This is a genomic window from Bordetella muralis (assembly GCF_965139205.1).
Lineage (GTDB): Bacteria > Pseudomonadota > Gammaproteobacteria > Burkholderiales > Burkholderiaceae_B > Bordetella_A > Bordetella_A muralis.
The window spans coordinates 16,063-38,731 of the sequence record NZ_CBCSIU010000006.1 but is presented as its reverse complement, the minus strand read 5'-3'; the positions used below and the strand labels follow the sequence as shown (position 1 = coordinate 38,731).

Sequence of the window (22,669 nt, the reverse complement as noted above, 5' to 3'; positions counted from 1 at the left end):
TCCCCCCGTGCCCGGACCAATCATCAACAACTGTCAAGGACACACTTGCGACGCTATCCGGTGGTACGCTTAGGCCACCTTTAACCAGGAAGAACACACCATGAACTCCCCCACTACGCTTTCCGACGAATTGCTCGCGCAGTTACAAGGCGGGCCGATGCAACAAATCTCTCAACAACTGGGGACCGATACGGCTCAAACGCAAGATGCGGTCAGCGCCGCGCTGCCCATGTTGCTGGGCACGCTGGGCCAGAACGCCTCGCAACCCGGAGGCGCCGACGCCCTGTTTGGCGCACTGCAGCGTGACCATGCCGGCGGTGGCGCCGATCTGGGTGGACTGCTGGGTTCGTTGCTCGGCGGCGGGTCTGCCGGTGCGGGCCAATCCGACGGTGCCAGCATTCTGGGCAACATCTTTGGCGGCAACCAGCAACGCGCCGAAGAAAACCTCGGCCAAGCGACTGGCCTGGGCGGCGGCAATGCGTCGAACCTGCTCCAGATCCTGGCCCCCATCGTCATGGCCTTTCTGGCCAATCGCATGCAGGGCAGCAATCTGGACGCTGGCGGACTCGGCGCCCAACTCGGCCAGGAACGCGACGCCGCCCAACAGCAAGGTGGTGTGGGTGGCGGCCTCCTGGGCTCGCTGCTGGACCAAGACGGCGATGGCCAAGTCGGCCTGGGTGACTTGCTGAAAATGGGCGGCGGGCTCTTCGGTAAAAAATAAATTCCGTAAGCGCGCACGCAACCGGCCTCGACTACACCTGCCGGGTTGCCCCTTGCGGTCTTCGTCAGGCGCTGGACAGCGTCCAGCGCCTGACGCTTCCGCCCAGCTTTACTACGCCGTCGCGACAACGTCTGGCATCTGCGATGCGCCCCCAGCCGACAAGGCCTGTGGCAGCGTATCGAACATCCCCTGCGGCCCCACCAGATCGGCAATCATGGCTTTGCGCAGTCTGCCTCGCACGCGGGGATCCGTATTCGTGTTGTCGAGCGCGCGCCCGACCAACTGACGCTTCCATTCGCCCCACTGCCCGGCTAGACTGCGATTCTTCGCCTATTCAGGAGACTGTCATGTCTTTTATGATGCTCATCGTCGAGCCGATCGGCCAACGGGCGCAGCGCACACCTGAGGAAGGTCATGCCGCCTACGACAGCATGCTGCAATTCGCAGCGGATCTGAAATCACGCGGTCTGCTGCAAGACGCCCAATCCCTCAAGTCAGAAAAAGAAGGCGTGAAACTGCAAGTGCGCGATGGCCGGCAACGCCTGCTGGACGGCCCCTATGCCGAGGCAAAGGAAATGATCGGCGGCTTCTTTCTGCTGAACTGCGACACGCGTGAGCAGGCCATCGCCATCGCTGCCGAATGTCCCGCCGCACAATGGTGCACGGTGGAAATACGCGAACTCGGGCCCTGCTTCGCTTAATTTGCGGTAACAGGTCTGCGGGAAGCTGAGTTGTCACCTGGCCTTGCTAAGCCAATTACTGCACCGATTGATTAGGGTTTTCCCTGAATATCCGTTTTGTTGTCGATTGCAGGACATCTGATTCGTCGTATGCATAACAGCCACCATCAACCCAGCTGTTGTGAATCCTCCAACTCGACCTCCCACTTAGAGAGTCCGCCATGCATAAGCAAATTTTCGTCAATCTCGCCGTTGTTGATCTGCCCGCTGCCATGACCTTTTTCCGCAAACTCGGGTTGGACTTCAATCCTCAGTTCAGCGATCAGAACGCGGCCTGCCTGGTTTTGGGCGAAAACCTGTATGCCATGCTGCTCACGCGCGAGTACTTCAAGACCTTTGTCAATAAACCGCTGTGCGACCCGAAGCAAAGCACCGAGGTTCTGATCTGCCTGTCGTGCGAGAGCCGCGCCGAGGTTGACGACCTGGTCGCCCGCGCCGTCGCGGCGGGCGGCTCGGTACCTCGGGAACCACAAGACTATGGTTTCATGTACGGCCACGCGTTCGAAGATCTGGACGGCCACATCTGGGAACTGATGTATATGGATCCCAACGCGGAAATGCCGCAGCAATGAGTTCACGCGACGCCGTCCACCGGGCCATCGAGACCGTCTGGCGCAGCGAGTCCGCCAAAGTCATCGCCAGCGTCGCGCGTGTCGTACGCGACGTGGGCCTGGCCGAAGAACTCGCCCAAGATGCGCTGGTCACGGCCTTGGAGCACTGGCCCCGCGACGGCATTCCTGACAAACCAGGAGCCTGGCTGATGACCACGGCCAAGAACCGCGCCCTCGACCGATTGCGGCAGCATGCATTGCATGAACGCAAGCACGAGCAATTGGGTTATGAAATGGACGCGTTGCAAACCCATGTCGAACCCGATTTCGTCGACGCGCTGGACCAGGCCCGCCAAGACGAGATCGGCGACGACTTGCTGCGATTGATCTTTACGGCCTGCCATCCTGTGTTGTCGGCCGAGGCACGTGTCGCGATGACACTACGTCTGCTTGGTGGATTGCGTACCGATGAAATTGCCCGCGCCTTCCTCGTTTCCGAAGCCACCATCGCCCAGCGCATTGTCCGCGCCAAGCGAACCCTGCGCGAGGCACAAGTCCCATTCGAAGTCCCTCGCGGACAGGACTTGGCCGCGCGCCTGGTTTCAGTGCTGGAAGTGATTTACCTGATTTTCAACGAAGGCTACGCTGCCACGGCAGGCGACGACTGGACACGTCCCACCTTGTGCGAAGAAGCCCTGCGATTGGGCCGCATATTGTCCGAACTCGCGCCCCAGGAAAGCGAGGTTCACGGTCTGGTAGCGTTGATGGAACTGCAGGCTTCGCGACTGGCGGCGCGGACCGATGCGCAAGGCCACCCTATCTTGCTCATGGACCAAGACCGCAGCCGCTGGGATGCGCTGCAAATTCGACGCGGTCTGGCCGCCTTGGATCGTGCGCAAAGCCAACCGGACACATTGGGCCCGTACACCCTGCAAGCGGCGCTCGCTGCCTGTCACGCACGTGCCGCTCGAGCCGAGGACACGGACTGGCCGCAGATCGTCGCACTGTATGACGCATTGGTGCAATCCACCCCCTCGCCTGTCGTCGAACTCAACCGGGCGGTCGCGGTAGGCATGGCTTATGGTCCGCAGGCCGGCCTCGCGCTGACGGACGCTTTGCTGACCGAATCGTCTCTCGCCGACTATCACCTGTTGCCCAGCGTGCGCGCCGATTTCCTGGAAAAACTCGGCCGCCGCGACGAAGCCGATGCGGAATTCCGCCGCGCCGCCGCCCTCACACGCAATGCGCGTGAACGTGAATTTCTACTGTCCCGAGCGCGTGCGCTCAAGTCCTGAACCGCCTTGAAACGCCCCGTAACGCGGGGTCCCTGCGGACGGTCACATGCGCAAACATCCGAAAGCTTGAACCATACTTGGTAGGCTTGTCATCATGGAGGGGTACGACGTTCAAACTATGAAGGAGGTCTCCATGCCGCGTTCTACATACGCATTCTTTGCCGCAGCCGTACTCGCCGCGAGCCTGTCGCCCGCAGCGGTGCTGGCCCAAACGGCACAGGCACCGGCTGCGCAACCCCCTGCCCAAGTACAGCCTGCTATCAAGCCCACTGAAGCGCAATTGCAAAAATTCGCCAGTGCATCACAGAAAGTCGCCATGGTTGCCGACGAGTATCGTCCCAAACTGCAAGCCGCAAAGGACGAACCTGCCCGTCAACAGGTCTATCGCGAAGCCGACGACAAAATGGTGAAAATGGTGCAAGCCGACGGCTTGACGGTCGATGAATTCAACGGCATCGGACAAGCCGTTGAACAAGACCCGCAACTGCGTCAGCGCGTCATCGACATGGCGCAGAAAAACGCTCCCGCGGGTAGTACGGCACCGCAGTAAGACTGCCGCGCTTATTGCCAATCGGCTCTGCGGCGGCATACAGCCTTGTCCTCGTCGCCATCCGGCGACGAGGACACCAAAGTTCAACTCAACGCCGCCGCATCGTATGCTCCACTGGCCGTTCGCCAATCTGTTGACGCCACATCGCGTAGTACAAGCCTGTCTGTGCCAACAGTTGGGAATGCGTGCCGCTTTCGACAATATGGCCTTTTTCCAGCACAAAAATCGTATCGGCGTGCATGATCGTCGATAGCCGGTGTGCAATGAGCAGCGTGATCTGCTGCCGGCTGGCGGAAATATGACGCACGGTATCCGAGATCTGCTCTTCGGTCAGCGAGTCCAATGCCGAGGTTGCCTCGTCAAAAATCAACAATCTCGGTTGGCGAATCAAGGCCCGCGCGATCGACAGGCGTTGTTTCTCGCCGCCCGATAGCTTCATGCCCATTTCGCCGATCGTCGTATCCAGCCCGTCAGGTGATTTGTTCAGCAAATAGGCACAAGCCGCCTGCTCCATCGCTTTGATGATTTCCTCATCCGTGGCATCGGTACGCACCAACCGAATATTGTCGCGCAGCGTGCCAGCGAACAGATAGGGTTCCTGCGTCACCAGCCCGACCTGGCGACGCGCCCGGTTATATCGCAGGACCTTGGTGGAAATATCGTTGTAAAAGACCTCGCCTGACGCCGGGGTATAGAGGCCCAGCAGCAACTTGACCAACGTCGACTTGCCAGACCCCGACGGCCCTACGAACGCGATCGTATCTCCGAGCGATGCAGAAAACGTCACGCCATCCAGTGCGTTATCGCGAGCTCCTTTATGGCGAAACGTCACGTCGGCAAAACGCACGCCATTGATCGGCCCGCTGTCCTGCGGCGATTCGGGCCGCCGATCGATCGGCCTTTTCATGAGGGCATCGAAACTCGACAATGACGCGTCAGCCTCGCGATACGCGAGAATGATATTGCCCAGCTCCTGCAGCGGCGCGAAAATCGCCACCGAAATGAACTGCATCGCGATCAGTTCACCCGTACTCAATACATCGCGAAAGATCAGCCACAGCAATGCAAATAGAATCGCGAGTTTCAGCAGGCTCAGCGTCACGCCCTGCAAAAAGGACAATAATCGGATCCGTTTGACCTTTTGCATCTCGAGCTCAAAGATGCGCACGATTTGCGCCTGCAATCGGCGGATCTCTGGAAACGTCAATCCCAGGCTTTTTATCAGTTCGATATTGCGCAACGACTCGGAAATAAAGCCCGAGCTACGATTCGTTTCGCGCATGATTGAGCGCTGCTGCGTTTTGATCTCGCGACTGAGCAACCCGGTCAATCCCCCCAATACCAACACACCGATCACAAACACCGGCACCAGCAGCCAATGCCGCGTCACGGCATACCACACCAGAAAACCCATGCCCACCACGGCGGCAAAAAGCGTGTTGATGAACGTATTGATGAACCGCTCGCTATCGGCCCTCACCTTTTGCAGCAGCGACAAGGTCTCGCCACTGCGCAGATCTTCGAATTCCTGGAATTTCAGGCGCATCGCTTGACGCAGGCCGTCATTGAATAGCTGCGTGCCAAACTTTTGCACCACCAGACGCGTGACGTATTCCTGCAAGGCCTTTGCCAGCCTGGACAGCACCGCTATCAACACCGCCAAACCCAGCAGCGTCAACACACCCGACACAAGCTCGCTGTCGCTTTTACCGGCGCGATTGATCGCGTACTCGTCGATAATCTTGCCAAAGATAATCGGATCGATCAGCGCCAGCACTTGGCTCGCCCCAGCCAGCACCAATGCCAAAACGGCCAGGCGGCTATGGGGCCGCAGATACGCCCACAGGATACGCACCGCGTTCAATAATGAGGAGGAATCTCGTCACGCAGGCTGCGGAAATTACCTCCCGCGGCATCCGGCACCTGTTGACGCAATTCGGCCAATTCACGCGCCAGGCGTTCGATCAGCTGTTGCTGGCGAAACAGCGTCTGATTCAATTGATCCAGCATATCGTCGGCCAAGCCGAGCTTGATTTCCAGATCGGTTAAACGACGGTCAGTATCCGTAGCAGCATTCATGGCAAATTCGACTCTTGAATAATCCGGGACCTGCGCCACCAACGCAGCGGCATGCATCGACACCGCACATCGATGCGTTGGCCGATGGCCCCCAAAGCAGCATCACGCCGCCGACGGGCCATTATCGCAGGTCCACGCCCCTGCTCACCGAGCCTGCCTCGGCAACAACAGCCCCGGCCGCCCCACATGCGCCGCATGGGCCTTATCCATGATGAATTCGATCAGCATCGCCAACGCGCGAGGCTGATGCCGGCTAGGCATCATCAGCAGATACATCGCCCGTCCGAAAATGCTGAGCCGCCAATCGTCCAGTGCCGTCAGCAGACGCTGTTGCGCGACATCCTCATACACGACATAGTCGGGCACTACCGCCACGCCCAAGCCTGCCAGCGCGGCATCGCGCAAAAACACGTAATTGCGCGACACGATCGTCGGATCCAGAACGACCTGCTGACGCTGATTGCCCTGATAGGCCGAGAGCCGCAGCGGCCGGCCTATCACTGCCGCACTGATCACGGGCAGATCGGATAATGCCTCCGGACGGCGAGGCAACCCATGACGGTCCCTATAGGCTGGCGAAGCGCAGACCACGTAACGCACCTGGCCCAACTCACGCGCCACCAGATGTCCCGGCGGCTCGGACATGATACGCACGGCGATATCCACTTCGTCGCGCAGCAAATCCTCGACGCTGTTCTCGAACAACACATCCAGCACGATATCCGGGTAGCTGCGCTTGAATTCCAGCAGCCATGGCGTCATGACGAACTGTCCATAACCACTGGGGACACTCAATCGCACACGCCCCTGGGGCGTTTTCCCCAGCGACTCCACTGACGCCTGCGCCGCCGCCAGTTCGTCGCGAATGCTGCACCCGTGCTGATAGAGCTTGAGCCCGATCTCGGTAGGCTCGACGCGGCGCGTCGTACGCCGCACCAGTTGCATCCCTACTGCCCGCTCCAGCTGACTCAGGTGATAGCTCACATTGGCTCGAGTCATTTTCAGGCGACGCGCGGCCTCGCTCAGGTTGCCCGCGTCGAGTATTTCCACCAGTAACGTCAGTGATTTCGTGTCCATAACGACCAATTGTCAAATTTTTTTGAACGCAATGTCAATTATCGATGTAATTGTCAAGCCTTGCTTACTGATGAAGAATAGAACGCTGCCGCGGTTCATATCCCTCTTTCCGTTCAGGAGGTTCTATGCGTGTAGCGGCGCCGGCTTGTTTGAAATTTACTGATCGCGAGAATCCCTGATGGATCTGACCTTCACCCCCGAAGAAGAGGCCTTTCGCACCGAAGTGCGAGCATTCCTGGCCGCCGAACTGCCCGAGTCTCTGGCGCGCAAGGTGCGTGAAAACCGCCATCTCCACAAAGCCGATATGGAGGCCTGGCACGCGATCTTGAACGCCAGAGGGTGGCTCGCCAGCCACTGGCCGCAGGAATACGGCGGCACCGGCTGGACAGCGATACAAAAATTCATTTTCGAAAATGAATGCGCGCTCGCGCACGCCCCCCGCATCGTGCCGTTCGGCCTGAGCATGCTGGGGCCTGTCCTCATCAAATACGGCAACGAAGCACAAAAACGTTATTGGCTGCCGCGCATCCTGAACGGAGCGGACTGGTGGTGTCAGGGCTATTCCGAACCCGGCGCAGGCTCGGATCTCGCATCGCTGAAAACCAGCGCTGTACGCGATGGCGATCACTACATCGTCAATGGCCAAAAAACCTGGACGACCTTGGGCCAGTACGCCAACATGATTTTCTGCCTGGTGCGCACGCTCAACGACGGCAAGCCTCAAGAAGGCATCAGCTTTCTGCTGATCGACATGAACACCCCTGGCATCGAAGTCCGCCCCATCGTCACCCTGGATGGCGGGCACGAGGTCAACGAAGTCTTCTTCTCCGATGTCCGAGTCCCCGTTGACAATCTGGTGGGCGAAGAAAATCGTGGCTGGTCCTGCGCCAAGTACCTGCTGACCTACGAGCGTACCAATATTGCAGGGATCGGTTTCTCGACAGCCGCCTTGCAGCAGCTGAAGGAAGTCGCCGCTCGACAACAGAAAAACGGCCGCCCCCTGCTGCAAGATCCCGCCTTCGCGGCCCGTCTGGCGCGTATCGAAATCGACCTGGACAACATGCGCATCACCAATCTGCGCGTGCTGGCGGCCGCTGCCAACGGCGGCGCACCCGGTGCAGAAAGCTCGATGCTCAAGATCCGCGGCACCCAGATCCGCCAGGAGATTTCATCGCTGAACCGCCGCGCCATGGGTCCCTATGCACGCCCCTACGTAGCTGAAGCGCTCGAGGACGGCAACCAGCACCTGAGCATCGGCCCGGCAGGCGCGGACAGCGCCGCCGCGCAGTACTTCAATAACCGCAAGCTGTCGATCTTTGGCGGCTCGAACGAAATCCAGAAGAACATCATCTCGAAGATGATTCTGGGCCTGTAAGGAGCCGCCATGAATTTCAACCATACCGAAGACCGGCGCATGCTGTCGGATATGCTCACGCGCTTTGTGGCCGAGCAATACAGCTTTGCCGTACGCGACCGGATTGCGAATTCCGCTGAAGGCTACAGCATGGAGTTCTGGCAACGCTATGCCGAACTGGGCGCGATCGGCGCCTTGTTCGACGAGGCCAATGGTGGATTTGGCGGCCATGGTTTTGACATCGCTGTGGTGTTTGAAGCATTGGGGCGAGGCCTCGTTGTCGAGCCGTTTCTCGATACCCTGATGGCCGGCGACGCTATCGCTGCCGTAGGAACTCCGGCCCAAAAGGACATCCTGGAAAGCGTGCAAACCGGCGCAATGCGAATCGCATTGGCGCACACAGAACCGCAAGCGTATTACGAGCTGGCCCACGTCGACACCTATGCGGTGCGTAACCAAAACGGGTGGACACTGAATGGCCACAAAGCCGTCGTCGCCCAAGCCGAACATGCCGATTTATTCGTCGTGCCGGCACGCACGTCCGGCGACGCGGAAAACGAGCAAGGCATCACACTCTTTCTGATACCGGCGACCACCCCTGGTCTACATATCAGCGGCTACCCATTGATCGATGGCGGACGTGCGGCGGACATCACGTTACGCGACGTCGCACTACGGGACGATGCGGTCTTGGGCACGATCGATCAAGGATACGCCACCCTCGAGCGCAGTGTCGGCAAAGGCATCCTCGCCTTGTGCGCAGAAGCCCTGGGCGCCATGGACGCAGCCCGCGACGCTACCTTGGACTATCTGCAAACGCGCAAACAGTTCGGCGTCCCTATCGGCCGGTTCCAGGCGCTGCAACACCGCATGGCCGACGTCCTGCTGGAAATCGAACAAGCCCGATCCGCAGTCATCAATGCGGCCTCGCAGCTCGATCATTCCGACCGGATTACACGCGAACGCGCCCTGTCCGCTGCGAAATACACCATTGGCCGCGTTGGCACGCTGGTCGCGGAGGAATGCATCCAGTTGCATGGTGGCATTGGCATGACATGGGAACTGCCCCTCGCGCACTACGCCAAAAGGCTGATCATGATTGATCATCAGTTAGGCGACGAAGACCATCACCTGAATCGCTATATCGCGTTGGCTAACCGGCCCGGTTGACGACATGCCACACACAGATTGTGCTGACACATACCATCACCTGGGCCGGTGCATCGCATCGGCCCACCAACCGAGTTGATGCCATGCCAGACACCCATACCGCCCACACATACGATCAAGACCTGCCGCTGGAAGGCATACGCGTGCTGGACCTCTCGCGCGTCTTTGCGGGCCCGCTGTGCGGCCAGGTCTTGGCCGACTTTGGCGCCGAGGTGATCAAGGTCGAACACCCCGTCCGTGGCGACGACACGCGCGATTGGGGCATGCGCATCGGCAAGACCGAGACCACGTACTACAACAGCATGAATCGCAACAAGCGATCCATCACGCTGGACCTGCAAAGTCCCGAAGGCCTGGCCCTCATCTACGATCTGCTGCCCCAGTTCGACGTGGTCCTGCACAACTTCAAATGCGGTGGCGCCGACAAACTAGGCCTGGGCTACGAACAACTCAAAACCCACAAACCCGACCTCATCTATTGCGCCATCAGCGGCTACAACAGCGCCGGCCCGGAAGCCACTCGACCGGGCTACGACCTCGTCATCCAAGGCGAAAGCGGATTGATGGCCCTCAATGGCGAAGCCAGCCAGCCCCCTCTGAAATTCGGCGTCGCAACCGTCGATATGATGACCGGCATGTACGCGGCACAAGCCGTATTGGCGGCATTGTTCCGGCGCGAACGCAGCGGCAAAGGACGCCTGATCGAAATGGCGCTCTACGACTGCGGCATCATGGTCACGAGCTACTATGGGCTCGATGCCTTGCTGCTGGGACACGATCCGCAACGCTACGGCAACGCCCATCCGTCCATCGTGCCTTACGGCATGTTCGAGGCCGCCGACGGGCCTTTTATCATCGCAGTCGGCACCAACACGCAGTTCGACAAATTCTGCCGTCAGGTCGTCATGCGCCCCGACATCGTCGAGGATCCGCGCTATGCCACGAATATCGAACGCGCCAAGAATCGCTTGACCCTGCTGCCCATGGTGACGGCACTGCTACGCGAATTTCCCCGCGATCTCTTGCTGCAACGCCTGAGCGAGTGCGGTATTCCGTGCGGCAAAGTCCTGGGCTTGCACGAGGCCCTCACCAGCGAGCGCACACGCCAGAGCGGCCTGCTGCATGACCTGCCGCACCCCGTCGCGGGATCCACCCACGTCTATGCCCCACCCTATCGGCTCGACGGCCAGCGCCTGCCCATCCGTCATGCGCCACCAACCTTGGGCGAAGGCACCAAAGATGTATTACAGCAGCTACTGCAACTATCCGAATCCGAATTACGCGCCTTGCAGGCCAAAGGCGTGTTGACCTTGCCAGGAGAAATCCCGGCTGAATGACAAAGCAAACCGCTGACTCGGGATCATGACACAGATCAGACCCGGCCTGTCGCGACATTCCATCAGCACCGCTAACGGAGACAACCCATCATGCCATCGACCACCCGCCGTGCCTGCTTTCGGCTGACACTGGCTGCACTATTGAACCTGGCCGTTGCCTGGCCCGCCTTGGCACAGACCGATTTCCCCACCAAGCCCATTACATTGATTGTGCCCTTTCCTGCGGGCGGATCCACAGATCGCCACCTGCGCGCCGTCGCCGCGCAAGCCAGCAAATCGCTCGGCCAGAACGTCGTCGTCGAGAACCGTCCTGGCGCAGGCGGCACCATGGCGCCTGGCAACATGGCCCGATCAGCCAAACCCGACGGCTACACGATCAGCCTTTATCCGTTAGGCATGCTGCGCATGCCCTACATGCACAAGACCGACTGGGATCCGATCAAAGACTTCACCTTCATCGTGGGTTTATCCGGCTATACCTTTGGCTTCACCGTCCGTGCAGACTCGCCATTCAAGACCTTTAACGATTACATTGCCGCGGCTCGCGCAAAGCCCGGCGCGATCGACTATGGGTCCACAGGCGTGGGATCCTCTCCCCATCTCCTGATGGAAGAACTCGCCATCAATGCCAAAGTGAAATTGACTCATGTGCCCTTCAAAGGCAACGCCGATATGCAACAGGCGCTGCTGGGCGGACACGTCATGGCGCAAAGCGATGCCAGCGGATGGGATCAATTTGTCGATAGCGGCAAAATGCGTTTGCTGGTGACCTTTGGCGAAAAACGCACCACGCGTTGGCCCGACGTCCCGACAGCAGAGGAACTGGGCTATGGCGTCACATCTACGTCACCTTATGGCCTGGCCGGCCCCAAGGGCATGGACCCCGCCGTGGTCAAAAAACTGCACGATGCCTTTAAAACTGGGCTGTTTTCCGAGCAAAGCATGGAAATCATGAAACAGCTCAACCAAGAGCCCGTCTATCGCAACAGCGACGACTACCGCGAATGGGCCATCGCCACCTACGCAAAAGACAAGACCCTGATCGAGCACCTGGGCCTGATGGCGAAATAGGCTGCGCGCCCGCTCGGGGCACATCATGGGCGGCCAGCATAGCCGGGCCAGAGGCATCGGCTCGGAAGCAGCCGCTCCCCGATCAATCAACAGGAAAGATTGCAAAACAGTAATCTCCCGGTTAATCTCACACCACGATAAGTTGTACGACAACATACGACCATAACGAGATGGACGCTGAGCGGCTATTTAGCCGGCGTCCCAAGGAGATTTAAATAATGCAACGCCGTGATTTTCTGCGTACCGCCGCAGCACTACCCCTGACGGGTCTTGTCACCCACGCCCATGCTGCCGAGGAAAAATGGCCGACGCGTCCCGTACGCATTGTGGTGCCCTACACCCCCGGCGGGTCATCAGACATCATTGCACGTCTGATCTCGGCCGACCTGAGCAAAGCCCTGGGCGAGAGCGTGGTCGTGGAGAACCGTCCGGGCGCCAATGGCAACCTGGGCACGGGCATCGTGGCCAAGGCTGACGACGGTCATACCCTCTTGCTGTGCGATATCGGCGCGTTGGCAATTACCCCGTCGGTCTATACCAAACTCACCTTTGATCCGTCGAAAGATCTGCGCCCCGTCAGCATGCTGGCGTATTCCCCGCACGTCTTGGCCGTTCACCCCAGCTTCCCCGCCAAGACCCTGCCCGAAATTGTCGAGCTCTCGAAAAAGCAGCGCGTCAATTTCGCCGTCACTGCCATCGGCAGCGCCCCTCACCTGGCCGCGGTCGCCGTGCAGCAAGCCACCGGCGCAAAATGGGAATACGTGCCTTACAAGGGCGGCGCGCAAGCCATTTCCGATACGGTGGGCGGCCAAACCGAAGTCATCATGAATGGTTTGCTGGCGACCCTGCCGCACATCCGCAGCGGCAATCTGCGCGCCATCGCCATTTCCAAGCGCGAACGCATGCAATTGATTCCGGACATCCCCACGATCGCTGAACAAGGTGTCACCGGATTCGAATCGGGCACCTGGCAAGGCATCATGGCCCCGGCCACCCTGCCCGCCGCGACCGCAGAACGCTTAGCCAAAATCCTGGCCGACATCGCCAAAAAGCCCGAGATCGTAGAAAAGCTCAATCAACAGGGCGCGGAAGTCGTCACCTACGATCCAGCGCAGCTGGGCAAGTTCTACACTACCGAGCGTGATCGTTGGGCCAAAGTGGTCAAGAGCGTAGGGATCACGCTGGACTAAACACCCCAATGCCGCCACTGCGGCTGGTAATGCGTGCCGAGCAGGCGATGTGAGCCTGTCGCATTTTTCCCGAATGCGGCAGGCTCACATCGCCCGCTGCAGTTTTTGCCAGCTGACTCTCTGTTTGTAACAAAACCGAAACAAACCACCCCTAGTCTGTCCGCTCTTACGAACTCCTGAAGTGGACGACAAGAAAATGAAGAAATGGAAACTGGCCGCGGCAGTTGCTCTTTTGCCTCTGGCCCTGCTGGGTTGCGGCAGCAGCAGCGACGACGGCGACGACAATAATGGTGATAACACCGAGGTCCCGCCTCCCACACCGCCTGTCGCCGAAGTCGCTCAACACATCACCTCGGTAGATTTCCTCGGTCGGTATGAGACCGGCAGCTATGGCGTCAGCGCTGCTGAAATTCCGGCTTATGATCCCGCGACCAAGCGCGTCTTTGTCGTCAATGCCCTCTCCGGCAAAATCGATATCCTTGATCTGCAGATACCCGCAACGCCGAGCCACCTCGGCACACTCGACGCGGAAGCGGTGCTGGCTGGCGCCGAAATCAACAGCGTTGCAGTCAACCACGGCAAAGTCGCCGTCGCGATTCAGGCGCCAGTCAAGACCGACCCGGGCTATGTCGCCTTGTACGACGCTGCCTCGCTCGCCCTGTTAGGGTCAGTTCAAGTCGGCGCCCTGCCCGACATGGTGACTTTTACCCCCGACGGCAAGACCGTGCTGGTCGCCAACGAAGGCGAACCCTCCGATGACTACACAATCGATCCCGAAGGCTCGGTCAGCGTCATCGATGTATCCAACCCTGCAGCCCTTACGGCACGCACTGCAGGATTCAGGGAATGGAACGGCAAAGAGGCCGCACTGCGCGCGCAAGGTGTGCGTCTGGTGGGTCCGCGCGCGACAGCCGCACAGGATATTGAGCCCGAGTACATCACAGTATCGGACGACGGCGCCACCGCCTGGATCGCTCTGCAAGAAAACAATGCACTGGCCAAACTGGATGTCGCCAACGCCCGTATTACCGACATTCTGCCGCTGGGTGCCAAAGATCACGGGATCGACGGCAATGGCCTGGACGTCAGCGACGCCGATGGCGCCATCAACATCCGCCCGTGGGCCGGCGTCAAAGGCCTGTACATGCCTGACGGCATCGCATCCTATACCGTGGGCGGCGCCACCTACATCGTCACCGCCAACGAGGGCGATGGCCGTGCCTGGGGCGAAGACAACGACGCCTACTGGAACTGGGGCCGTGATGCTGACGGCAACTGGCTGGGCCTGGATGCCTCCGAAGCGCCCGGTTTTGTCGATGAGTTCCGCGTCAAACACCTGGTGCATAAAAGCGGTTTCGATCGTCGGGCTGGCGACGATTTGCCGCCCCAACTGCGCCAACTCGCACCCGGTGGCCTGCTTGACCCCACTGTCTTTGCCTATTGCGGCGCCACCGACACCGATCCAGGCGATTGCCGCGAAGACGAAAACCTCGGCCGCCTGACCGTGACCTGGACCATGGGCTACAAACAGAACGCCGATGGCACACCGCAACTGAGCGCAGATGGCCGCCTCGTCTATGACACGCTATATGCGTACGGCGCGCGATCCTTCTCGATCCGAGACGCCGACGGCAAACTGGTCTGGGACTCGGGCGATCAATTCGAAAAAATCACGGCCGAACGATACCCGGAGTGGTTCAACTCGGGCCATGACGAAACGATCTTTGACGATCGCAGCGACAACAAGGGACCGGAACCCGAAGGTGTCACACTGGGCAAGATCGGTGAGAAAACCTATGCCTTTGTCGGTCTGGAGCGTATGGGCGGCATCATGGTCTACAACATCAGCGACCCCGCGAATCCTGTGTTCACCACCTATGTGAACTCGCGCGACTTCAATGTGGATTCCGCTGAAAATCCAGCAGGCGCAGGTGACCTGGGTCCTGAAGGCTTGGCCTTCGTATCCGCCGAAGATTCGCCCGACGGTCAGCCCTTGTTGATCGTAGGCAACGAAGTCAGCGGCACTACCTCAATCTATCGCATCGTCCTGGCCGACGACGCAAACTGATCGTAGATCGCCTCGCCGGGGCTGAGCATCGCTTGGCCCCGGCAACCATGGTGCCCACGCCCTCGTCGCTGTCCCGCCCCGTTCTGACCGGCCGCGCATGTGGCCAACCGCTGTCAGGCGTCGCTGTCGTTTCAGTTGCGCGACGCGCGCCCTCGCGACGCCATCCAGAACATGCACTGCCCGGTCAGCCCAGCGCCAGCCAGCACCAACGAGGTAGACAGTGCGGGAGATGAGCCCAATCCTGCCAAGGCCGTACACAGCGCGCCCACCGCCATCTGCAATGCGCCGTACAAACCCGACGCGGAACCGATCACCAGCGGATTCACGCCGACCGCCAATGTGAGAGAAATCGGACCGGCCATGCCGCAGCCGAACGTATAGAAAAACATCAACGCCACAATCGGCGCAACGGCCGCATAGCCCGACAACACCAGCACCAAAAACGCCACTGCCGATATGGCGCTCAGTGCGTTACCTGCCACCATCACGCGATCCATAGGCACCCTGCCGATCAATCTCGAGGTGACCACACAACCCAGCCACACACCCGACACCAGCACGGCCAGATAAAGGCCGACTTCGCTCGCAGGCCGATGCAGCTCATTGACAAAAATAAACGGCGCCGACGCGACAAAGGCGAACATTGAGGTAGTGGCGCAACCTCCTCCAATCGAATAGCCGATAAACGCCCGGGAGGCGAGCAATTGCCGGTAATGACGCATCAGCGTTGCCGTCGTCACCTGCGCCAGCTTTGCCCCCGTTTCCGGCAGCATGCGCCAAGCCAGGAGGAAATTCACAACGCCCAGCACGCACAGGCTGAACAGCACTGCGCGCCAACCGGCCCACGTGGCCAAGGCTCCCCCCACTATGGGAGCAACACCGGGCGCGACCGTCACCATCAAACTCATCAATGCCAAGCGTTTCGCTGCCTCGGCAGGCGCCGCAGTATCACGCACGATGGCACGGCCCAACACCAGGCCTGCGCAGCCGCCCAGCGCCTGAAACAGACGCGCGGCGATCAACGCATAGACATCGGGGGCCAACGCTGCGGCCAATCCCGCCGCGGTGTAGATCACCAATCCGGCCATCAGCACACGGCGGCGCCCATACCGATCAGACAGCGGGCCATAGATCAGTTGTCCCACCGCCAGCCCGATGATGTAGAGACTGACCGTCATCTGCATCGCGCCGTTGCCCGCCTGCAGATCTTGACCGGCCATCGCCAGCGCCGGCACGAAAATATGCATCGCCAGCGTACCGCTAAAGGTGAACAGGGCTAATAACCAGAGCGGCACATGCGCCACAGCGGGTACATCAGAGAGATCAGAGGCTGGCGACGGCGAGCGTTCGTCGTGCGTCACGCCGCGTGGCAACGTAGTAGAGTCCATCGGCAAATACATGACATATCAATTAATTGTATATCAAAGATATTGCCCCCGCCATTCGGGTACGATTCCAACGCCCCCATCATTATGGAAATCGACCCCATGGCTGACCTGTCCGCTTTCCCCATTACCCGCAAATGGCCTGCCCGCCACCCGGACCACATTCAGTTGTATTCCTTGCCCACTCCCAATGGCGTCAAGGTATCTATCATGCTCGAGGAAACGGGCCTGCCCTACGAACCGCATCGCGTCGCGTTCGACACGCAGGACCAGCTCTCTCCGGAATTTTTGTCGCTGAACCCCAATAACAAAATTCCCGCCATCCTGGATCCCAACGGTCCCGATGGCCGGCCCCTGGCGCTGTTCGAGTCGGGCGCGATCCTGGTGTATTTGGCCAGCAAGACCGGGCAATTCATCCCTCAGGACACCGCGGGCCGCTTTCAGGCACTGCAATGGCTGATGTTCCAGATGGGTGGCATCGGCCCGATGTTTGGCCAACTCGGTTTCTTTAACAAGTTCGCCGGCAAGGAATACGAGGATAAACGTCCGCGTGATCGCTACGTCGCAGAATCGCGGCGCCTGCTGCAGGTTCTGGATGGTCATCTGGCCGATCGCGCCTGGATCCTGGGCGACGAATACAGCATTGCCGATATCGCCACATTCCCGTGGATACGCAATCTGGTAGGTTTCTATGAGGCAGGCGATCTGGTGGGCTTTGGCGATTTTGCCAACGTGCAGCGTGTGCTCGATGCCTTCGTTGCGCGCCCCGCCGTTCAGCGGGGGCTGACCATTCCCGCCGCGCCGAACTGAGCCATTGCATTCGAACACGGCACGCCGGGAGGGCGCTTATCATCGCGAAGCTCTCGGCGTGAAGCGAGGAGCGCGAAACGCCGCTACGCTTTCGGCGCGGGACGGGTTAGCAGCCACACCGCGCAACCCACCATAAAGAGACTGACCAATGCGCCCAACCACCAGACGGGATCAACGGTCAGCCAAAACACGGCCAGCCCAACGGCGATGCCTGCCACGGCAAAGGCCTTGCCGCGCGCAGAAATAGCCCCCTGCTCTCGCCACGCGACCAAGGGCGGACCGAACTGGGGATGTTGTAATAAATAGGCTTCCCATCGCGGCGAGGCGCGGCCAAAGCACGCCGCCGCCAGAATCACGAAAATCGTGGTCGGCATCACCGGCAGTACCGCGCCAACGACGGCCAGCACGAGCATCAGCATGCCCAACGCCCAGTACAAGCGGCGTATCCAGCGATGCCTACCAACCATCAGAACGCAGCCACGTTCGCACGCCGCCACCGGCTGCCACCACCTGGTACTCAGGCTGCCGTGCCGCAGGCGTATTCAGGGAGTGCAGGGGCGTCATGGGTTCTTGATCGGGGAGAAGTAACGTGACCTCAATAACGTTCAAAACGTCATCCACGACATGATACCAATGACTGGCCCTGCCCCGGCCTCAAGCCGATTTCTTGCCTGCACCGCGATAACGGGACAACCAATGGGCATAAGGGGCCGGCAACACCCAGTCCGGATCCTGCACGCCAAGCACCTGGGCCAGATGATACGTGTAGTGCGGATTTGCCAAATGCGCACGCCCCATCATCACCAAGTCCATTTGGTTTTTCTCAACCAAGCCTTGCGCTATGAGAGGATCGTCCATGCCCCAAGCCGACGCCACGGGGATTTCGGCCTCACGGCGAACGCGTTCGGCGATCGGGCCCAGAAACGCGGGCGTTTTCCAGGGGATATCAACCTCGGCAATCGTGAAGCCGACACTGACGTTCAACAGATCCAGTCCGCCCCTGCGCATGGCACGCGTGAGCGAAATCGACTCAGCTAACGTTTCCTCATCACGCCCATCGTATTCCAGCACGCCAAAGCGCGCCGTCAACGGCAAGTGCTCTGGCCATACCGCACGCACGGCATCCAGCGTTTCCAGCAAAAAACGGCTGCGCGCGTCAAAGCTGCCGCCATACTGATCCGTACGCTGATTGGAATGGCTCGAAAAGAACGATTGCGCCAGATAACCATGCGCAAAATGCAGCTCCAGCCACTGAAATCCCGCATCACGCGCACGGCGCGCAGCGGCAGCGAAATCCGCCTTGACCCGCTCGATATCCGCCAGGCTCATTTCCGTCGGGACCTTGGGCAACTCGCCTCCGTACGCCACCGCCGAGGGCGCGATGGTCTGCCAGCCGCCCGGGGCATCATTGGGAATGTGATCGTCGCCTTCCCAGGGACGGTTGGCGCTGGCCTTGCGGCCGGCGTGAGCGATCTGGATACCAGGTACGGCCCCGGCAGCTTTGATACTGGCCGCGATACGGGCCATCCCCTCGGCCTGCTCGTCATTCCACAGGCCCGTGCAGGCGGGCGTAATACGCCCTTCGGGCGACACGGCGGTTGCTTCGACGATCACCAATCCGGCGCCGCCGCGCGCAATGCTGGGGTAATGCACCTGATGCCAGTCCGTGGTGAATCCGTCCTCGGCGCTGTATTGGCACATCGGCGGTATCGCAATCCGGTTGCGCAGTGTGACGTCCTTGAGTGTGAAAGGCGTAAATAATGCAGACGGCATCAGATTCTCTTTGAAAAAATACGGGGATTAGATAGGGACAGCGCTAGATTACCCTCCGCGCACCAGAATTTGATCTAATGGATCATTATCCCTTCGATAAATTATTGTTATGCTTAATCCGCAATGGCTACGTACCTTTTCGACGGTAAGCGAGACCGGAGGCTTTACCCGCGCGGCCATTAGGCTGGGATTGACCCAGGCCGCCGTCAGCCAACACATCCGGCATCTGGAAACCGAACTCGGCCCCTTGCTGATCCGGCGTCCTCGTCAGGTTGAGCTGACCCCTGCCGGTATGGCACTGCTGGAGTACTGCAACGATATTGAACAGGCAGACCGCCGTCTGCAGGCCCGATTGAGCGATGGCGACACGGAGCATGGTGAAATCAGCCTGATCACGCCCGGCAGTATTGGCCTGTCCTTGTATCCCGTATTACTGGACCTGCAACGGGCCCAGCCAGGTCTGAGTATTCGTCATCGTTTCGCGCCAGATTGGGAGACCCTCGATGCGATATTGCGCAAACAATTCGAACTGGGATTAGTCACGCTGCGCCCGGATGACCCTCGCCTGGCGTCGCAAAAATTTGCGGAAGAACCGTTGGAACTCATCGTGCCCGCCTCTGCACGCGTGGACAGCTGGGCCGATTTGGCAGGCCTGGGATTTATTGACCACCCTGAGGGCCAAGCCATGGCCACCCGCCTGCTGGCCCGCCGGTTTCCCGGCAATCCTGGGATGCACAGCCTGCCCATACATGGTTTCAGCAATCAGATTGCCTTGATGCTGGAGCCTGTCGCACGTGGCCTGGGATTCACTGTATTGCACCGTCATGCACGCCAAGCATTCCCTCGCCCTGAGGCCATCCGCGTCGTTGAATGCGGCGCGCCAGTCGTCGATACGTTGTGGCTGATCCATCGCGCAGAATGGCCGTTGTCGGCTCGCGCGGCCTATATCGTCGATTACTTGAAAAGACACATTGCGTCAGAGCGGCCTCGAACCCGGCAACCCTCGCCGCCTGGCTCTCGAACCAAGACAGTCCCCCCCAAACGAAGCACGAAACGTTGAGCAAACTAACGGGCAATCAAGGTACGCAAGCCCGTTGCGAGCCGGCGCGACACGCGCTGCTGTTGCTTAACGATATTGACCTGCAAGGTCATTTTGGCCACCTCGATCATCGGTTGCGACAAGGAATATCCCTCTCTTGATTGCAACCACGTCAGCAGATCGGCCAAATGCCACAACACCGAGCTGCCCTCGTGGACGGGGGTCGGGAAAGTCCCCGAATGCGTCAACATCAATTTGCGCATGTTCTGTCGAGACACGCCCACCAGCTCGGCAGCATCGGTCAACCCGACCAGATCAGGTGTCGCCTCGATCAGTTGTGCCGAAGGAATCGCACGCTGCACATCGGCCAATGCACTGCGAATGGCGGCCTCGGCACTCTCTGCCTCGCGGGTGAATTCCAACGCCAATCGCCCAGGCAAGCCCATGCCGACCAACGCATCGTCACAGCCAGCTTCTGCCAGGCGTTCGACGATGTCGTCCATGTCCCGGTCGCTACTCGCGAGGTGATATTTCAAGGTAAAAACGTATTCCATCGATATTCCTTAATTCAAGACAACAGCATTTTGCGGTGCGTGGAACAATTCTCGACAACACGGCACAAGGCATGAGCATGATTGGCCGGGCTTTTAGGTGTGCTCCATATACCGGTAATGCAAAACTCTCCGCAGCGGCACTCGTCATCGTTGTAGGGGCAATACATCTTGCCCCACGCATGGCCGCCCCCTACGACAATTCGCCAGCCTTGTTGCTTTGCGTATTTGAGTACTTGTTCGATTTCCTTTTTTGGATGAGCCCGGCGGACCATTTATGCTCCCACTGTACGAGTATGCCAACAAGTTGTCAACTGACAACCATAAAAATAAAAAAATAACTGGCCCGAACCGCATACCGCTTTCGACGGCGCTGCCTCGCGGCACTATGGTTGATGACCAATGAGACAGTGTATGTGGCGCACTGGCATACTCACAACGCCATACGTGATAAATCCGTCATCCCATAGCGCCTAGCAATTCCGCCACGGCCCGCTGGAATCGCGGATCCAGCATGGCGGCAACGTTGCAACGGGACCAACGAGAGACAGCGGCAGAATCCAGATGAAACACCCGCCCGGGCGCCATCTTGACGTTACGCGCCAGCAGGTCCTCTGCCCACTGCAAAGAATCATGAACCCCCGGGAAAGCCACCCACAAATAAAGCGACTGCCCGCTGCGGGCAAAGACTTCGCACTCATGCTCGTCCAGCCATTGCTGTGCGGATGCGCATGCCGCGCTCAATTTTTGACGCAGCTTGACGAGATGGCGCTCGTAATGTCCTTCGCGCAGCATGATGTCGACCATGCGCTCGCAATATTCAGAGCCGCTGACATGAATGAGGGCATTGAGATCCGCGAGATCACTGGCCAACGCTGTATTGCAGGCAATAAACCCGACCCGTAACGCAGCAGAAAAAGATTTGGAAAAGCTGCCGATATAAATCGTACGTTCGAGTTGATCCAGCGTAGACAGGCGCACAGTGGACGGCGGCTTGAAGTCGGCAAAAGGATCATCCTCGACGATCAGCAGATTATGGCGCTCGGCCAACTGCAACACGCGATAAGCCTTGGCCGCGCTGATATCGGAGCCCGTGGGATTGTGAGCGACAGATTGCGTAAAGAACAACCTGGGCCGCTCGGTCATCAAGATATTTTCCAACGCGGCCAAATCCGGCCCGTCGGCCAATCTCGGCACACCGATGACGCGCGCACCGGCGAGCTTCAGCTTGCCAAACAGCAGGTAATACCCAGGCTCATCCACCAACACCGTAGCGCCCGGCGGAACGAAATAACGAATCACCAGATCCAGCGCTTGATTCGCCCCCTGCGTCAACACCAATTGACTGGTACTGACCTCCAGCCCCAGCACGCCCAGCTTGCGAACCAGACTGTCGCGCAACGGGGCGTACCCATAACGATGTCCATAGCGAAACAAGGAACTCAATCCCGTACGCACGACCTTTTGGTGATAACGGTCCATACGCATATCCGCTAACCACTCGATCGGCGGAAACCCGTCTCCGACCGCCGTCGTATCGGGATGGGTTTTGAGCTGTTCGCGCATCAGCCATACCGTGTCCATGGCGCGATGCAACTGCCCGGGTTCGTCCTCGGTCTCCTCGGCTCGACGAAATTGGGCCGACACGTAAAACCCAGCGCCTCGGCGAGGCTCGATCATGCCCCGCGACACCAGGATATCGAACGCGGAGACCACCGTGTTGATCGCGTAGCGATGTAATCGCGCCAACTCGCGCAGCGATGGCAACTTGTCCCCGGGTTGATACACCCCGTCCGAGATCTGTTGGCCGATGACGTCGGCCAGTTTCTGGGCAATCGTGGCGGAACGCTGCACACGCATGTCTCGTTGATCCTCTGAGTTTTCCTGGCATCGCAACGCCTTGAATGT

23 protein-coding genes are annotated in these 22,669 nt (G+C 59.5%); 13 read left to right on the top strand and 10 right to left on the bottom strand.

The window, feature by feature from the left end:
- Window positions 1-100 precede the first annotated feature (100 nt).
- On the top strand, window positions 101-721 hold the full coding sequence (locus tag ACNA0I_RS11140) for a DUF937 domain-containing protein (protein ID WP_415806073.1): 621 nt from the start codon (window positions 101-103) through the stop codon (window positions 719-721).
- A gap of 111 nt (window positions 722-832) precedes the next feature.
- Here ACNA0I_RS11140 and ACNA0I_RS11135 read toward each other — a convergent pair whose 3' ends face one another.
- Entirely contained in the window at window positions 833-961 is a 129-nt protein-coding gene (locus ACNA0I_RS11135; protein ID WP_415806072.1) for a hypothetical protein, read from the bottom strand.
- A gap of 107 nt (window positions 962-1,068) precedes the next feature.
- Here ACNA0I_RS11135 and ACNA0I_RS11130 point away from each other — a divergent pair, with 107 nt between their 5' ends.
- The 4 genes from ACNA0I_RS11130 to ACNA0I_RS11115 all read left to right on the top strand — a co-directional run bounded on the left by ACNA0I_RS11130 (window position 1,069) and on the right by ACNA0I_RS11115 (window position 3,857).
- Window positions 1,069-1,422 (top strand): YciI family protein, encoded by a 354-nt coding sequence (locus tag ACNA0I_RS11130; protein WP_415806071.1) that lies wholly within the window; start codon window positions 1,069-1,071, stop codon window positions 1,420-1,422.
- Between the two features lie 200 nt (window positions 1,423-1,622).
- Window positions 1,623-2,033, top strand: a complete 411-nt coding sequence (locus ACNA0I_RS11125; RefSeq protein WP_415806070.1) for a VOC family protein — start codon at window positions 1,623-1,625, stop codon at window positions 2,031-2,033.
- Window positions 2,030-3,307, top strand: coding sequence for an RNA polymerase sigma factor (locus ACNA0I_RS11120; protein ID WP_415806069.1), 1,278 nt, complete (start codon window positions 2,030-2,032; stop codon window positions 3,305-3,307). The genes ACNA0I_RS11125 and ACNA0I_RS11120 overlap by 4 nt, the downstream gene beginning before the upstream one ends.
- Window positions 3,308-3,440: 133 nt before the next feature.
- The gene (locus ACNA0I_RS11115) at window positions 3,441-3,857 is read left to right on the top strand and encodes a DUF4168 domain-containing protein (protein ID WP_415806068.1); all 417 of its coding nucleotides are present in this window, start codon (window positions 3,441-3,443) and stop codon (window positions 3,855-3,857) included.
- A gap of 88 nt (window positions 3,858-3,945) precedes the next feature.
- Here ACNA0I_RS11115 and ACNA0I_RS11110 read toward each other — a convergent pair whose 3' ends face one another.
- From ACNA0I_RS11110 to ACNA0I_RS11100, 3 genes are all read right to left on the bottom strand, one after another.
- Window positions 3,946-5,712: an ABC transporter ATP-binding protein gene (locus tag ACNA0I_RS11110; protein WP_415806261.1), complete on the bottom strand. Its 1,767-nt coding sequence runs from the start codon at window positions 5,710-5,712 to the stop codon at window positions 3,946-3,948.
- A 5-nt stretch (window positions 5,713-5,717) separates the two neighbouring features.
- Window positions 5,718-5,936 (bottom strand): SlyX family protein, encoded by a 219-nt coding sequence (locus ACNA0I_RS11105; protein WP_415806067.1) that lies wholly within the window; start codon window positions 5,934-5,936, stop codon window positions 5,718-5,720.
- 144 nt (window positions 5,937-6,080) lie between these two features.
- Window positions 6,081-7,013: a LysR family transcriptional regulator gene (locus ACNA0I_RS11100; RefSeq protein WP_415806066.1), complete on the bottom strand. Its 933-nt coding sequence runs from the start codon at window positions 7,011-7,013 to the stop codon at window positions 6,081-6,083.
- Window positions 7,014-7,191: 178 nt separating this feature from the next.
- Here ACNA0I_RS11100 and ACNA0I_RS11095 point away from each other — a divergent pair, with 178 nt between their 5' ends.
- The 6 genes from ACNA0I_RS11095 to ACNA0I_RS11070 all read left to right on the top strand — a co-directional run bounded on the left by ACNA0I_RS11095 (window position 7,192) and on the right by ACNA0I_RS11070 (window position 15,203).
- A complete protein-coding gene (locus ACNA0I_RS11095; RefSeq protein WP_415806065.1) occupies window positions 7,192-8,388 on the top strand; it encodes an acyl-CoA dehydrogenase family protein in 1,197 nt (398 codons plus the stop codon).
- A gap of 9 nt (window positions 8,389-8,397) precedes the next feature.
- Window positions 8,398-9,537 (top strand): acyl-CoA dehydrogenase family protein, encoded by a 1,140-nt coding sequence (locus tag ACNA0I_RS11090; protein WP_415806064.1) that lies wholly within the window; start codon window positions 8,398-8,400, stop codon window positions 9,535-9,537.
- Window positions 9,538-9,620: 83 nt separating this feature from the next.
- Window positions 9,621-10,874 (top strand): CaiB/BaiF CoA transferase family protein, encoded by a 1,254-nt coding sequence (locus ACNA0I_RS11085; RefSeq protein WP_415806063.1) that lies wholly within the window; start codon window positions 9,621-9,623, stop codon window positions 10,872-10,874.
- A 90-nt stretch (window positions 10,875-10,964) separates the two neighbouring features.
- The gene (locus tag ACNA0I_RS11080; RefSeq protein ID WP_415806062.1) at window positions 10,965-11,945 is read left to right on the top strand and encodes a tripartite tricarboxylate transporter substrate binding protein; all 981 of its coding nucleotides are present in this window, start codon (window positions 10,965-10,967) and stop codon (window positions 11,943-11,945) included.
- A gap of 218 nt (window positions 11,946-12,163) precedes the next feature.
- The gene (locus ACNA0I_RS11075; RefSeq protein WP_415806061.1) at window positions 12,164-13,135 is read left to right on the top strand and encodes a Bug family tripartite tricarboxylate transporter substrate binding protein; all 972 of its coding nucleotides are present in this window, start codon (window positions 12,164-12,166) and stop codon (window positions 13,133-13,135) included.
- A gap of 181 nt (window positions 13,136-13,316) precedes the next feature.
- A complete protein-coding gene (locus ACNA0I_RS11070) occupies window positions 13,317-15,203 on the top strand; it encodes a choice-of-anchor I family protein (RefSeq protein WP_415806060.1) in 1,887 nt (628 codons plus the stop codon).
- 131 nt (window positions 15,204-15,334) lie between these two features.
- On the opposite strand, the gene ACNA0I_RS11065 is transcribed toward ACNA0I_RS11070, so the two are convergent.
- Entirely contained in the window at window positions 15,335-16,591 is a 1,257-nt protein-coding gene (locus tag ACNA0I_RS11065) for a multidrug effflux MFS transporter (protein WP_415806059.1), read from the bottom strand.
- A 99-nt stretch (window positions 16,592-16,690) separates the two neighbouring features.
- Here ACNA0I_RS11065 and ACNA0I_RS11060 point away from each other — a divergent pair, with 99 nt between their 5' ends.
- The gene (locus tag ACNA0I_RS11060; RefSeq protein ID WP_415806057.1) at window positions 16,691-17,398 is read left to right on the top strand and encodes a glutathione S-transferase N-terminal domain-containing protein; all 708 of its coding nucleotides are present in this window, start codon (window positions 16,691-16,693) and stop codon (window positions 17,396-17,398) included.
- An 83-nt stretch (window positions 17,399-17,481) separates the two neighbouring features.
- Here the strand turns inward: ACNA0I_RS11060 and ACNA0I_RS11055 are convergent, their stop codons facing one another.
- The gene (locus ACNA0I_RS11055; RefSeq protein WP_415806056.1) at window positions 17,482-17,865 is read right to left on the bottom strand and encodes a YbaN family protein; all 384 of its coding nucleotides are present in this window, start codon (window positions 17,863-17,865) and stop codon (window positions 17,482-17,484) included.
- A gap of 187 nt (window positions 17,866-18,052) precedes the next feature.
- A complete protein-coding gene (locus tag ACNA0I_RS11050) occupies window positions 18,053-19,171 on the bottom strand; it encodes an NADH:flavin oxidoreductase/NADH oxidase (RefSeq protein ID WP_415806055.1) in 1,119 nt (372 codons plus the stop codon).
- Window positions 19,172-19,280: 109 nt separating this feature from the next.
- On the opposite strand from ACNA0I_RS11050, the gene ACNA0I_RS11045 reads away from it, so the two are divergent.
- Entirely contained in the window at window positions 19,281-20,231 is a 951-nt protein-coding gene (locus tag ACNA0I_RS11045; RefSeq protein WP_415806054.1) for a LysR family transcriptional regulator, read from the top strand.
- Window positions 20,232-20,236: 5 nt separating this feature from the next.
- On the opposite strand, the gene ACNA0I_RS11040 is transcribed toward ACNA0I_RS11045, so the two are convergent.
- From ACNA0I_RS11040 to ACNA0I_RS11030, 3 genes are all read right to left on the bottom strand, one after another.
- Window positions 20,237-20,764 carry a helix-turn-helix transcriptional regulator gene (locus ACNA0I_RS11040; RefSeq protein WP_415806053.1) on the bottom strand — a complete coding sequence of 176 codons (528 nt, stop codon included), beginning with the start codon at window positions 20,762-20,764 and terminating at the stop codon, window positions 20,237-20,239.
- Between the two features lie 14 nt (window positions 20,765-20,778).
- Window positions 20,779-21,036 (bottom strand): hypothetical protein, encoded by a 258-nt coding sequence (locus ACNA0I_RS11035; protein WP_415806052.1) that lies wholly within the window; start codon window positions 21,034-21,036, stop codon window positions 20,779-20,781.
- Between the two features lie 184 nt (window positions 21,037-21,220).
- Entirely contained in the window at window positions 21,221-22,621 is a 1,401-nt protein-coding gene (locus ACNA0I_RS11030; RefSeq protein ID WP_415806051.1) for an aminotransferase-like domain-containing protein, read from the bottom strand.
- Window positions 22,622-22,669 lie beyond the last annotated feature (48 nt).